Annotated in this window: 13 protein-coding genes; all 13 read left to right on the plus strand. The window is 42.3% G+C overall.

Annotated features, from left to right (window positions below; genetic code table 11):
* Positions 1-38 precede the first annotated feature (38 nt).
* Positions 39-1,298, plus strand: coding sequence for a PDZ domain-containing protein (locus tag F0342_RS13935; RefSeq protein WP_262481748.1), 1,260 nt, complete (start codon positions 39-41; stop codon positions 1,296-1,298).
* Positions 1,299-1,548: 250 nt separating this feature from the next.
* A complete protein-coding gene (locus tag F0342_RS13940) occupies positions 1,549-1,998 on the plus strand; it encodes an Lrp/AsnC family transcriptional regulator (RefSeq protein ID WP_148970246.1) in 450 nt (149 codons plus the stop codon).
* 246 nt (positions 1,999-2,244) lie between these two features.
* A complete protein-coding gene (gene nikB, locus F0342_RS13945) occupies positions 2,245-3,186 on the plus strand; it encodes a nickel ABC transporter permease (protein ID WP_149156528.1) in 942 nt (313 codons plus the stop codon).
* Positions 3,187-3,206: 20 nt separating this feature from the next.
* Entirely contained in the window at positions 3,207-4,112 is a 906-nt protein-coding gene (locus F0342_RS13950; RefSeq protein WP_149156529.1) for an ABC transporter permease, read from the plus strand.
* A 19-nt stretch (positions 4,113-4,131) separates the two neighbouring features.
* Positions 4,132-5,664, plus strand: a complete 1,533-nt coding sequence (locus F0342_RS13955; protein ID WP_149156530.1) for a glutathione ABC transporter substrate-binding protein — start codon at positions 4,132-4,134, stop codon at positions 5,662-5,664.
* Positions 5,665-5,672: 8 nt separating this feature from the next.
* Positions 5,673-6,677 (plus strand): ABC transporter ATP-binding protein, encoded by a 1,005-nt coding sequence (locus tag F0342_RS13960; protein ID WP_149156531.1) that lies wholly within the window; start codon positions 5,673-5,675, stop codon positions 6,675-6,677.
* Positions 6,646-7,644, plus strand: coding sequence for an ABC transporter ATP-binding protein (locus F0342_RS13965; RefSeq protein ID WP_149156532.1), 999 nt, complete (start codon positions 6,646-6,648; stop codon positions 7,642-7,644). Before F0342_RS13960 ends, F0342_RS13965 begins: the two co-directional genes overlap by 32 nt.
* Complete coding sequence (locus tag F0342_RS13970; RefSeq protein ID WP_149156533.1) at positions 7,641-9,254, plus strand: gamma-glutamyltransferase family protein; 1,614 nt, start codon at positions 7,641-7,643, stop codon at positions 9,252-9,254. Before F0342_RS13965 ends, F0342_RS13970 begins: the two co-directional genes overlap by 4 nt.
* A gap of 38 nt (positions 9,255-9,292) precedes the next feature.
* Positions 9,293-9,853, plus strand: coding sequence for a chromate transporter (locus F0342_RS13975; protein ID WP_149156534.1), 561 nt, complete (start codon positions 9,293-9,295; stop codon positions 9,851-9,853).
* Positions 9,850-10,383, plus strand: coding sequence for a chromate transporter (locus F0342_RS13980; protein ID WP_149156535.1), 534 nt, complete (start codon positions 9,850-9,852; stop codon positions 10,381-10,383). Before F0342_RS13975 ends, F0342_RS13980 begins: the two co-directional genes overlap by 4 nt.
* Positions 10,384-10,541: 158 nt before the next feature.
* On the plus strand, positions 10,542-11,222 hold the full coding sequence (locus F0342_RS13985; RefSeq protein ID WP_149156536.1) for an adenosylcobinamide amidohydrolase: 681 nt from the start codon (positions 10,542-10,544) through the stop codon (positions 11,220-11,222).
* Positions 11,222-12,202, plus strand: coding sequence for an adenosylcobinamide-phosphate synthase CbiB (gene cbiB / locus F0342_RS13990; RefSeq protein WP_316252614.1), 981 nt, complete (start codon positions 11,222-11,224; stop codon positions 12,200-12,202). Before F0342_RS13985 ends, cbiB begins: the two co-directional genes overlap by 1 nt.
* Positions 12,159-13,235 carry a threonine-phosphate decarboxylase CobD gene (gene cobD, locus F0342_RS13995; RefSeq protein ID WP_149156538.1) on the plus strand — a complete coding sequence of 359 codons (1,077 nt, stop codon included), beginning with the start codon at positions 12,159-12,161 and terminating at the stop codon, positions 13,233-13,235. Before cbiB ends, cobD begins: the two co-directional genes overlap by 44 nt.
* The last annotated feature ends 102 nt before the right edge of the window (positions 13,236-13,337 follow it).

A 13,337-nucleotide genomic window follows, 5' to 3' on the forward strand; every position in this document is an offset into this window, starting at 1 on the left:
AATCGTAAAACTATCAAATAAAATTGCAATAGGTTTTAATGGATTCTTTTGATAAAATAGTAGATAATGCAAATTTTCTTGAAAAAGGTGGTGACGGATCATTGGTTGAGATTTGGTTGCTGGAGGTCTTGAAGGGATTTGGAAAGTTATTTCTTCATCCTGTTTTATATTTGTCTGTGTTTTTCGCTATCATGACGGGCTATTATCGTGTCAAAAGAGAACGAAGAGACTTTAATACGAGATTGCTGGACGGATATCATGATACGCGGGTTTTATTTTCATATGGTGTTGTACTTGGATTGCTTTTTTCTGTCGTTACAGTGGGAGCAGGGGTTGTGATTCCTTTCGCCGGAATTATGCTAATAGGGTTGGTATCCATCCTGTTCGCACTAACGAGTCGTTTTCACCTCATGTCTGCGACCATGACGGTAGGGTTTTCGTATTTTATCCTGGTTGCGGTGGATTATTTTCAGTGGGATATCCCTTATGTGAATACATATGTAGATAACTTGAATTTAGGGCTGCTGAGCTCCATCGTCGTGCTTCTTGGTATATTGACGATGATTGAAGGAAGCCTGATTCGATTGAACGGGTGGAAGCATACTTCACCCCGTCTACTTAAAAGTGCACGTGGACTGAAAGTAGGTGCCCATCAAGGGAAGAAACTGTGGCTTGTGCCGATGTTTGTGCTGATTCCTACCGGAACATTGACCCTTCCATTTGAATGGTGGCCGGTGTTTACATTGGGGACAGAGACGTATTCTCTCCTTTGTGTGCCGTTTCTACTTGGTTTTCAGCAGCTTGTTAAAAGTACCTTGCCTGAAGTTGCGATTAAGCATACGGGATACAGGGTTTTCTGGCTTGGTGCATTCGTATTGACACTGGCTGTAACAGGATTCTGGGCTCCTATGTTTTCAATCGGGGCAGCTGTTGTGGCAATGGGAGGACGGGCATGGATTTCTTATCGCTACCGAAGTGCTGAGGATTCTAAGCCATACTTCTTTAAAAGACAGTCTAAGGGAGTCATGATTCTTGGAATTCTACCTGGTTCTCCTGCAAAGAAACTGACGCTGCAAGTAGGAGAAATCGTCCTGAAAGTAAATGGAGTGGAAGTGAATACGGAAAGAGCATTTTATGAAGCCCTTCAAAAGAACGGCGCTTACTGTAAACTTGAGGTACTTGGGACAAACGGGGAAAACCGCTTTACGCAGGGAGCCCTCTATGAAGGTGATCATCACGAGTTGGGAATCATTTTTGCCGATGAGTCTTCAGGATGGGAGCATCATCAGGTTTCGTGAAAATTCAAGAAAACCTCCTCTTAGAGAAAGATACTATAGTTAGAAGGACTTCCTTTAGTAGGAGGTCCTTCTGTTTATTCAGAGGAAATTAATCTTTTTTTTAATCTGGATTAAGGACTAAAGGAACGTGATGAAATACCCTTCATATTCTTTCGGGGAATTCTGATACTCCCTTTTCTCAAAACTGGTTTATCGTTATAATGAATTTACTTTGTTAAAATACTTTATGTTTGATTTGTGAGGTGATGTGATGAAGATTGATGACATTGATCGTAAAATTTTACAGTTGTTAACTGAAAATGGACGACTTTCTTACGCTGATATTGGGAAAGAGTTGAATCTTTCACGTGTATCTGTCAGGGAAAGGGTACATCAGTTAATGGAAAATGGGGTCATAGAGCGATTTAGTGTGGTAATTAATTCTGAAAAAGTTGGAAAGCAGGTATCGGCTTTCTTTGAAGTAGATTGTGAGCCAGCTTATTTAGTGGAAGTCGCTCAAACCTTAGCCGATAATCCAAGTGTAGCAAGTTGCTATCAAATGACAGGGCCAAGCACATTACATATGCATGTACTAGTCGAAGATTTTACAGCGTTAGAGAAGTTTGTGAATAATGAACTGTATTCTCTGGAGGGCATTTCCAGAGTAGAAAGTCACATTCTACTAAGAAGATTCAAAAGTAGAAGTGGACTTAAATTATAGGAAAAAGGGCTTAACCATCATTTTGGTAAGCTCTTTTTTTTTGGATTCTTTTGAAAAACGCCGATAAAAGCTAAAAATTCAAAATATATAATTTTTTTAGAAAAATGTGTGGATTTTCCTTTCGGCATCCGATATAATCGTCAATAACATAAAATCAACTACGTTTGTTAAGTTAATATTGATTTTGACCTAACAAACGTAAGTAGGCTGTAAAAGAAAAAACTAAGGAAAAGGAGGTTGAAGATATTGGCAGCACTTATAACACGAAGGTTTTTTGAGCTTTTACTTTTACTCATCGGTATTTCGTTCCTGGTTTTCGGCAGTATGCATATTGCACCAGGAGATCCAGCATCCATTATCGGAGGACCAACTGCTTCAGAATCTGATATTGCAGCCATCCGCGATAATCTCGGCCTGAATGATCCATTCTTGGTTCAATATTGGGATTATCTGAAAGGGGTATTTCAAGGTGATTTTGGTTATTCCTATCAAACAAAGCAATCCGTATCCGAAGCGATTGCAGTCAGGTTTCCTAATACGTTGAATCTCGCCATTGCGAGCATGATTGTAGCTGTAGTGATCGGACTCATCGCTGGAATTATTTCAGCATTAAAACAAAATTCCTGGTTGGATGTTTCGAGCACGGTCGTGGCTTTAGCAGGTATTTCCATACCGAACTTCTGGCTTGGAACAATTCTGATTCTGGTATTTGCAGTAAATTTGCAGGTCTTACCAGTCGGAGGGCTGGATTCTCCTTTTTGGACGATAGAAGGGATGAAACAGCTGATTCTTCCAGCTATTACATTGGGCACAGGGTCGGCCGCAATGATTGCGAGGATGAGCCGTTCCTCAATGCTTGAAGTCATTCGGGCAGACTACATACGTACAGCCAGGGCAAAAGGATTAAAAGAGAAAACAATCATTTGGATCCACGCCCTTAAAAATTCGATGATTCCTGTCATTACTGTAATTGGATTGAACTTCGGTTTCCTCCTTGGCGGAACGATTATTACGGAGCAGGTCTTCGCCATCAACGGTGTGGGAAGATTAATGATTGATGCGATAGCAGCCAGGGACTTCCCAATGGTTCAAGGTTCCGTTTTATTAGTGGCAACGCTCTTTGTTCTTGTGAATTTGTTGGTTGATATTATTTATGTCTTTATAGATCCACGAATTAGCTACGATTAATAGAAGGGAGGAAAGAAAAAATGGCTGCTGAAGTGGTGACGAATAACTCTGTAAGAAGCTCCGTTCAATTGAAGAAAAAGGAAAAATATCTGATAACGACCGTAAAACGTTTACTGAAAAATAAATTAGCCGTAATAGGGTTGATTATTATAACCCTCCAAATTTTTCTGGCTATAGCAGCACCATGGATTACTAGCCACGGGCCGCTTAAACAAGATTTAGCGGCAAGTGAGTTACCTCTATTCTCGGAAGGACACTGGCTGGGAACGGATAACTATGGCCGCGATATGTGGAGCAGGATTGTCTTTGGAGCAAGAATCTCCCTTGTAGTTGGGATCACTGCAGTAAGTCTGGGGCTGATTGGGGGCGTAACACTTGGTCTCCTGTCAGGATATTACCGTAAGCTGGATGGATTCATCATGAGGATTGTGGATCTACTCTTTGCTTTCCCGGGTATCCTCCTAGCTATGCTGATCATTGCCGTTCTTGGAACGAGTTTAGTGAATGTGGCGATTGCAATTAGTATTTGGTCCATCCCAACTTGCGCACGTATCGTAAGAGGATCTGTATTATCCGTAAAGAAGCAAGAGTACATTCAAGCGATGAAATCACTTGGAGCCAGTGATCTGCGGATCTTGGTGAAACATATTCTACCTAACTGTATAGCCCCCATCATTGTATTCGCCACCATGAGAATGGCAACAGCTATACTATCCACAGCTGCTCTTAGTTATCTTGGCTTAGGTGCACAACCTCCGACACCCGAATGGGGTGCCATGATTGCCCAGGGTCAGAACTTTATGTGGACGTCACCACATATGACGATCGTACCGGGGGTTGCCATCATGCTGATCGTATTTGCATTTAATGTAGTCGGAGATGGTTTAAGAGATGCACTTGATCCAAACATGGATCTGAATCAATAAAATTAGAGGGGGATGTAAGATGAAGAAATGGCTTATCGTATTGGTAGGATTATTGGTAGTTTTCATGACGGCATGTTCAAGCAGTTCAAGTGGAGGTGGTGACAAAAGTAGCGGGGAAGTCTCCCAGGAGTTAACGTATGCGACAACTTCCGATGTAGTGGGGCTTTCACCTATATTAACAAACGATTCGGTTTCCTCTAACGTCATTGAACAAGTCTATGAAACTCTTTTCACGAGAAATCCAGAGTCGATGGAAATGGAGCCTTTGCTTGCTGAATCATATGAAACACCAGACGATAAAACTTGGGTTATTACACTAAAAGAAAATATTAAATTTCATGATGGAACGGACTTTAATGCAAAAGCAGTTAAATACACATTCGATAAATTTATGGATCCTGAAACAGCTGCACCCCGTGCATCACTATTGGAGCCCATTGAGTCAGTGAATGTTGTGGATGACTATACGGTTGAAATTAAAACGAAATATCCATATGGACCATTATTGGCAGCATTGTCACATACAAATTCATCAATTGTCAGTCCGGCAGCGGATGAATCTCAAAATTTAATGAAGGAACCTGTAGGAACCGGCCCCTTTAAATTCGTAAGTTGGACACCGGGAGATCAGGTGGTAATCGAGAAAAACGAAGGTTATTGGCAGGATGCTCCAAAGCTTGAGAAAGTCGTTTTCAAAGTGGTACCAGAAGTGACGACAGCCATTTCCATGCTTCAAACAGGGAAAGTTCAATTTATTGATGCCATTCCTACCGAACAATTACAACGTGTAGAGTCTCTAAAGAATGTAGAGGTATCCAAGCAAGAAGGGACACCTGTTTACTATATGGGATTCAATATGGAAAAAGAGCCGATGAATAATCCTGAGTTTCGCCAGGCAGTAGCTTATGCACTCGATCGTGAAGCATATGTGAAAAAGTTGAATGGACTTGGTATCGAAGGGAACAGTGTAATCGGGCCAAAGGTATTCGGGTATGATGAGTCAGCAAATGAAGCCGGGTATCAGCATGACCTGGAAAAAGCGAAAGAACTGGTGAAAAAGAATAACTTTAAAGAAAAAGAGTTTACGATATTAGTAGCGAATCGTGATAGTTATATGCTGATGGCAGAAATTGCCCAATCGCAGTTACAGGAAGCAGGCTTGAAAGTATCCATTGAGACAATGGAATGGGGAACATTCTTAGATACAGCGCGTGATGGAAAATATGACATGACGTTCCTCGGCTGGTCCAATACAACTTCAGATGGAAGTGAGCTATTATATCCAAACTTTCATTCAGATAACGTAGGATCATCCAATCGTGTCCGATACAGTAATCCTGATTTCGATAAACTCGTAAATGAATCGAGAGAAAATGTTGATCAGAATGTCCGTGCTGAGAAACTGGATGAAGCGAATAAATTACTGGTTAAAGATGCACCGGTCATCGTCATGAATCATGGAGTGGTAACAGCAGCAACGGATCAATCTGTAAAAGGTCTTAAATTAGATCCGACTGGTCAATGGTCGTTATACAACGTTTACAGAGAGTAGGGGTAAGGATGACAACAGATCTATTATCTGTAAAGAACTTAGTCACAGCTTTTCGGACGGCAGATGGTGATGTGTCGGCTGTCCGGGGAGTATCATTCTCTATAAAAAAAGGAGAGACCCTTTGTGTCGTAGGGGAGTCAGGGTGCGGAAAAAGCATTACCTCTTTATCCGTGATGGGGCTGCTTCCAAGCAATGGATTCATCAAGGAAGGCAGTATTGATTTCAAGGATCGGAATATAACCCAATTATCTGCAGAGGAACTGAGAAAGATTCGCGGTAAGGATATATCAATGATTTTCCAGGAGCCTATGACGGCGCTGAACCCGGTTTTGACAATCGGGTATCAATTGAGAGAACCGCTCATTTTACATCATAAGCTAAATAAATCAAATGCTCATAAACAAGGGATTGAGTTATTGAAGCAAGTAGGGATCCCTTATCCTGAAAAAAGAATGAAACAGTATCCTCATGAGTTAAGTGGAGGAATGAGGCAGAGAGTCATGATTGCCATTTCACTCGCCTGTCACCCCCAATTACTCATTGCGGATGAACCGACTACTGCCTTGGACGTGACCATTCAAGCTCAAATCCTTGATTTAATCCAAGATTTGAAAGATAAGCTTGGCATGGGCGTTATGATGATAACACATGATATGGGGGTTGTGGCAGAAGTAGCGGATCGAGTGATGGTCATGTATGCAGGGGAAAAAGTAGAGGAGGGATCAGTAGAATCCATTTTTGAAAATCCCCAGCATCCCTATACCAAGGGATTGTTGAAATCTGTACCCAATTTGGATGAACCCGATTTTGAACTTGAGGCAATCCCTGGTTCACTTCCAAATATTAATGAAGAAATCAACGGGTGTCGTTTTCATCCCCGGTGTCCTTATGCAATGGAAAAGTGTGTCGTTCAAGTTCCGGATGATTTTGAATTGCAAGGAGACCACAGAGTGAAATGCTGGCTACAGGAGGTAGACGAAGGTGCCGACAACCGTCAAAAAGTCCATACTTAAGTTAGAAAGTGTGAAAAAATACTACCCTATCAAGGGGGGATTACTCAAAAGAGTTCAAGGTCATGTGAAAGCAGTAGAGGATGTCAGTTTAGAAATGTTTGAGGGTGAGAGTTTAGGTGTTGTCGGGGAATCCGGGTGTGGTAAATCTACATTAGGCAGAGCCGTACTAGGGCTAGAATCTGTGACTGAAGGAAAAGTGATCTTTCGGGGACAGGAGCTTCAGCATTTATCCGATCGTAACCGACTTCCCTTCAAGAAACAAATGCAAATGATTTTTCAGGATCCATATGCTTCACTGAATCCAAGACAGCGAATAGGAGATGCCCTTGAAGAAGTTTTTATCATGCATACCAAGCTGTCCAGCAAAGATAGAAGAGAGAAAGTAATCGACCTGCTTAAAGAGGTAGGCCTCAAGGAAGAACATTATGACCGATATCCACATGAGTTCAGCGGGGGCCAGCGCCAAAGAATAGGAATCGCTCGTGCCATAGCATTGAATCCTTCTGTCATTATTTGTGATGAAGCAGTTTCTGCACTCGATGTATCCGTGCAGGCACAAGTTCTGAAACTGTTAAAGACTCTTCAGTCAAAATACGGTTTAACCTATTTATTCATCTCTCATGATCTGGGAGTGGTACGTTATTTTTGTAATCGGGTAATGGTGATGTACTTAGGAAACACGGCTGAATTGGCATCTGCCAAACAGCTTTACGAAAACCCATTGCACCCTTATACGAAGGCTCTCTTGTCATCTATCCCCCGTCCTTCAATCGAGAGGAATCGGAAGAGGATCCGGTTGGAAGGGGAAATCCCAAATCCTGCAAATCCTCCTTCGGGATGTACATTCCATACACGCTGTCCGATTGCTACAGAGATATGTAAGCAAAAGAAGCCAGTTTGGCGTGATATGGGAGATCAACATTATGTAGCGTGTCATCATGTCGAAAAAGGAAGTGAACTACTATGAAGATGGATCATTTATATCAACCGTATTCTTCAATACGTAATACCGTTTTTGCAAAGAAAGGAATGGTTGCTACTTCTCAGCCACTTGCATCTCAGGCAGGATTGGAGATATTACAAAAAGGCGGAAATGCGATAGATGCTGCGATTGCCACTGCGGCTGCGCTGACAGTAGTTGAACCTACATCAAATGGAATTGGTGGTGATGCATTTGCCCTGGTGTGGGTAAAAGGGGAACTTCATGGTTTGAATGCAAGCGGACCTTCTCCAAAAAGTATTTCCATTGAAGATGTTAAAAGGAAAGGGCATGAAGGGATGCCTGTGCATGGAGCTGTCCCTATAACCGTTCCAGGTGCCCCTTCAGCATGGGCAGAGCTATCAAGCAAATTTGGTAAGCTTCCATTAAATGAGGTGCTGGCACCAGCGATTCGATATGCTGAAGAAGGGTATCCAATCAGTCCTGTACTTGGGAAGTATTGGGGATTGGCCTATAAGAAATTCAGGGAATTATTTAAAGATGATAAAAAATTTCAGCCCTGGTTCGATACATTTGCACCCGATCAGAGAGCACCTCTTATTGGAGAGATATGGACATCACCGGGTCACGCCGCGACTCTCAGGTTGATTGCAGAGTCAAATGGAGAGAGTTTCTATAGGGGAGAGCTCGCGGAAAAGATTTCTTCCTATGTCGAGAGGTGTGGTGGTTACTTATCCAAGGAAGATCTTTCAGAATATAAAGCGGAATGGGTGACCCCGATATCAACAAACTACAAAGGTTATGATGTTTGGGAGATTCCTCCTAACGGTCAAGGGCTGGTTACCTTGATGGGACTAAATATCGTGAAAGGCTTCAATTTATCAGAAAAAGACGCAGTTGATACATATCACAAACAAATCGAATCCATGAAGCTTGCCTTTACCGATGGAAAAGCATTTATCACAGAAGAAAAAGAAATGCCGATTTCTGTGGAACATTTGTTATCTGAAGGATACGCACGCTCAAGACGGGAAATGATTGAACAAGACGCGATCACTCCAAAAGAATTTCAGCCCCAAAAAGGCGGTACGGTCTACCTGGCTGCTGCTGATGATGAGGGGAATATGGTTTCCTTCATTCAAAGTAACTATATGGGATTTGGTTCAGGTATTGTGATTCCGGGTACCGGTATTTCCATGCAGAACAGGGGGCATGATTTCTCTTTAGATCCTGATCATCCCAATGCACTAAAGCCCGGAAAGAAAACATATCATACGATCATTCCTGGATTCTTGACAAAAGGAGAAGAGGCAATAGGTCCATTTGGTGTGATGGGTGGGTATATGCAACCTCAGGGACATTTCCAAGTAGTGATGAATACGATTGATTTTCATTTAAATCCACAAGCTGCTTTGGATGCACCAAGGTGGCAATGGTTAAAGGATAAAGAAGTTCTGGTTGAGCCCAATTTCCCCAATCACATTGCCCAGGCATTGGCCAGGAGGGGGCATCATATTCAAGTAGCGACAGATCACGGATCTTTCGGAAGAGGCCAGATCATTTGGAGAAATCCGACATCGGGAGTTCTAATGGGAGGTACAGAGTCACGGACCGATGGGGCCATTTCGGCTTGGTGATGAATGGTGATTGATCGAATGGAAGAGGGGGTGACATCATGAAACAATGGCATTTATTTCTCGCTTTTTTTCGAGTAGGTATGTTGGGATTTGGAGGAGGACCTTCCTCCATTCCTCTTGTTCACAAAGAAGTAGTGGAAAAATATAAATGGATGAACGATGATGATTTCTCCGATGTTTTGGCTCTTGGGAATGCATTGCCTGGTCCGATTGCAACCAAGATGGCGGGGTATATCGGATTTCGGGTCGGTGGCTACTTAGGGATGATTAATGCCGTGTTGGCCACCATCATTCCAACTATTGTTTTGATGGTTTTATTGCTGACTGTTCTAAATACTTATAAAGATAAGAATTGGGTACAGGGGATGGCGAGTGCAGTAGTTCCTGTAGTCGGCGTTATGCTGGGTGTATTAACGTGGGGGTTTGTCGAAAAGTCCCAAAATAGTATGGGCTGGAAAATAACCATCATTCTGCTGGCAGTGAGTGTTCTATTACTTTCCGTTTTAGGAGTTCACCCGGCTATCGTGATTGGTGCTTTACTAGGATTTGCCCTTCTGTCACGAAATCCAGGTCAGGAAAAGCAGGTGAAAGCATCATGATTTATATTCAAATTTTCTTGGCTTTCTTCATTCCCGGAGTATTGGGATATGGAGGGGGGCCGGCATCAATACCATTGGTGGAAAATGAAGTGGTTGATCATTATGAGTGGCTGACAGTAAGTGAGTTCAGTGAAGTTTTGGCGTTAGGAAATGCTTTGCCGGGACCTATAGCTACAAAGATGGCCGGTTACATAGGTTACCAGCAAGGCGGGGTGCCAGGGGCAATAGTCGGTGTGTTTGCAACAGTTGCCCCTTCATTAATCTTAATGATTATGTTACTCGGTTTATTAATGAAATATAAGGATTCCCCTAGAGTGAAGAAGATGACAAATTTGGTTCGTCCGACAATTGCAGTATTGTTAGGGGTCATGACGATTGGTTTCTTTACCAATGCTTATGAGGGAATTGGAATTTTTCAAACTGGATTGATTGCAGTGTGCAGTTATTTTCTACTTGAAAAATGGAAAGTGAGTCCAGCATACGTAATAGGTGCTGCATTGCTATATGGGGCATTTTTCCTTGGTGCATAATGTGATGATGAAAGAGCTAACTTTGGAATGAAAGAGTTAGCTCTTTTTGTCGTGTTTTTCATTGGAGAGTGTATTAAGTCAAGATTATGAGATTGGTATTAGAAGGAAAATGACAAAATTGATATAATAGTATAGTTAGTTTAAAGGAGAGGTAACTTATGAAGAGAGAAATCATCAACCACCACTTACTAACCTGCTCCAAGAATCAAATCATCCTCCAATCATCACGCCCACTCAAAACAATATCCTCAGGCGTCACCAATGCCGGAACAGGCTGGTATAAAACGTTTGTTAATCGCCATGTATCAAAAAATTACAATTGTGATAGCCATCATGAAGAGATGCAAGATTATCTCCAGCAAATAGGTGCAAAAAGAGAAGAAACGGTCGGGATGATGACGGCTGTTCAATTGGAAGATGTGTGCTGGGGGTTTTATGAGGAGGAGACATTTTCTGTATTCGTTGTCGTTACAGCAGGAGTCGGCAATGCCGTTGATGCAAGTATGAGTGACCGTCATTCGTTTGATCATTCACCCGGTACGATTAACATCTGGGTGTTCATCAATGGGAGAGTATCGGAGGCCGCAAGCATCCAAGGGATTATGACTGCAACAGAATCCAAGGTGAAAGCACTTGCAGCTCATAATGTGAAAGATCCCGTTACAGGGAGTGGAGCAACGGGTACCTCTACTGACAGTATATTAATCGCGAGCACTGAAGAGGGAGTTCTTCTGGAATACGCAGGAACGATTACCCCTTTGGGAAAAAGGATTAGTAAAGGAGTTTATGAGTGCACCATCCACGCGATTTCCAAGTATAAGAAAAGGGTGGGTACCTGATGATTCATCACTTGTTTGCTATAACAATCGCCTATTTGCTGGACCTATGGATTGGAGATCCTCCCCACTGGCATCATCCTGTTAAGTGGATGGGAAAGGCGATCTCTCGTTTAGATCGCTGGTTGAATAAAGGGGGGGTTATAAAAAGGAAAGGTATAGTGATGGTATCGATATTGGTAGTGGCGGCGTTTATTCTTACCTCTTGCCTCATTTGGGCAAGTTACTCTATGCATACAATCTTAGGGATCTTGGTAGAAGCCATCGTCATCACGACGACCATCTCCCAAAAGAGCCTTAGATTGGCCGCTTTAGAAGTATTGCAACCACTTGAAGAAAACGATCTGGAAACAGCAAGGGAAAAGCTTTCATATATCGTAGGCAGAGATACAGAAAACTTAAATGAAAGTGAAATTGTAAGAGGTACTGTTGAAACCGTTGCGGAAAATACAAGTGATGGGATAACGGCTCCTTTGTTTTGGGCATTGATTGGCGGTGCCCCTCTTGCCATCGTGTACAGATGTGTAAATACTTGTGATTCCATGGTGGGATACAAGAATAAGAGGTACATAGACTTTGGGTGGGCATCAGCCAAGCTGGATGACGTCCTGAATTGGATTCCGAGTAGAATAACAGGATTCATCTTATTTTTCTGTGCACGGCCTGAATATTTCACTTACAAAGAAGGATTTCGAATTCTACTGGAAGACGCCAAGAAACACCCTAGTCCAAACAGCGGCTGGGGAGAAGCGGCAGTGGCGGTGAGTCTAGGGGTTCAACTGGGCGGCCTCAACACGTATAAAGGGATGGTTTCCCATCGAGAAAAAATGGGAAGAAAGGTTTTTGAATTAGAGCGGAATCATATCTCTGCAACCATTGGCCGTATGCAGAAAGCGTGTTTTATTTTTATTATGATTCTTTGGATAGGGGGAGTACTTGTTGGAATTACCAGAACATGGATCGAATCCGCAATATACATATAGAGCAATGGATATTTCGATGCCTGATCAAATCGTCGACTTAAGTGCAAATATTAACTCCAGCGGTCCGCCAGATCGTTTAAAAAAGATATGGCAGGATCTATTAGGGGATATCGTGACGTATCCGGATCCTCACTCTGCATCCTTACGAAGAAAAATTGCCCGTAAAGAAGGGGTGGGGGAAGAAGAGATTCTCATAGGGAATGGTGGTGCTGAACTGATCCATCTTATTGGGAGATGGTTGGCCCACTCGAATGTTCTCATCATTCATCCCACCTTTTCAGAATACGAAAAAGCTTGTCAAATCAATGACTGCACCATTCATCACCTACTTCTGGAAGAGAACGACTGGGATCTTGATTCAAAAAAGTTGGCAGCGTATCTTTCAAAGGTGGATGCTGTCTTTATATGTAATCCGACCAATCCGACTGGTGTGTTATATTCAGCTTCAAAGATAAAAGAGATTGTTAAGGAAGCTCATAAAGAACATTGTTATGTGATTGTGGATGAAGCATTTTATGATTTTCCTTTGGAAGAGGTGACGGCAGCCCATCTGGTAAAGGAATACTCAAATCTAATGGTGTTAAGAAGCATGACGAAAATGTTTAGCATTCCTGGGATCCGCTTGGGTTTTCTAATGGCTGGTGAGACAGTCGTGAAGGAACTGGGAAACTATCAAGTTCATTGGAGTGTGAACGGAGTCGCTCAAAAAGTAGGGGAAACACTCTTGGAGGAAACAGATTTCGTTCATCATACTAAATACATGGTGAAAAGGGAGAGGGAGAAGCTGTTTGCATTTTTCGACCAATCCAAATTTGACTATTCACCAAGTCAGACGAACTTTTATCTCTTAAAGGATCCAGATCTTAACGATCAAACCGAGTTATTTCGTTTTCTGTTGGAGAATGGTATTGTGAGCCGCCATACCCATAATTTCAAAGGGTTGGATGGAAGGTGGTTAAGGTTTGCCGTTAAGGGAGAAAAAGAGCACGGAAAATTAATGGCCGTCTTAACGAGATGGAAATCCCGTCCTTAAATAAAGAGGCTGGGACAAAAGTTTTTTATCCTAAGTCAAACCCGAACAAACCTGCTTCTTAGTGTGCAGATTTGTTCGGGTTTATTATTTATCTTCGAATCA

It is taken from the genome of Bacillus sp. CH30_1T (assembly GCF_008364765.1).
GTDB lineage: Bacteria > Bacillota > Bacilli > Bacillales > Bacillaceae_B > Rossellomorea.

Excerpts from the sequence above, each read along its gene's own strand:
- F0342_RS13935 (WP_262481748.1), top strand. The coding sequence starts at position 39 with ATGGATTCTTTTGATAAAATAGTAGATAATGCAAATTTTCTTGAAAAA.
- F0342_RS13940 (WP_148970246.1), top strand. The coding sequence starts at position 1,549 with ATGAAGATTGATGACATTGATCGTAAAATTTTACAGTTGTTAACTGAA.
- F0342_RS13950 (WP_149156529.1), top strand. The coding sequence starts at position 3,207 with ATGGCTGCTGAAGTGGTGACGAATAACTCTGTAAGAAGCTCCGTTCAA.
- F0342_RS13955 (WP_149156530.1), top strand. The coding sequence starts at position 4,132 with ATGAAGAAATGGCTTATCGTATTGGTAGGATTATTGGTAGTTTTCATG.
- F0342_RS13960 (WP_149156531.1), top strand. The coding sequence starts at position 5,673 with ATGACAACAGATCTATTATCTGTAAAGAACTTAGTCACAGCTTTTCGG.
- F0342_RS13970 (WP_149156533.1), top strand. The coding sequence starts at position 7,641 with ATGAAGATGGATCATTTATATCAACCGTATTCTTCAATACGTAATACC.
- F0342_RS13975 (WP_149156534.1), top strand. The coding sequence starts at position 9,293 with ATGAAACAATGGCATTTATTTCTCGCTTTTTTTCGAGTAGGTATGTTG.
- F0342_RS13980 (WP_149156535.1), top strand. The coding sequence starts at position 9,850 with ATGATTTATATTCAAATTTTCTTGGCTTTCTTCATTCCCGGAGTATTG.
- F0342_RS13985 (WP_149156536.1), top strand. The coding sequence starts at position 10,542 with ATGAAGAGAGAAATCATCAACCACCACTTACTAACCTGCTCCAAGAAT.
- cbiB (WP_316252614.1), top strand. The coding sequence starts at position 11,222 with ATGATTCATCACTTGTTTGCTATAACAATCGCCTATTTGCTGGACCTA.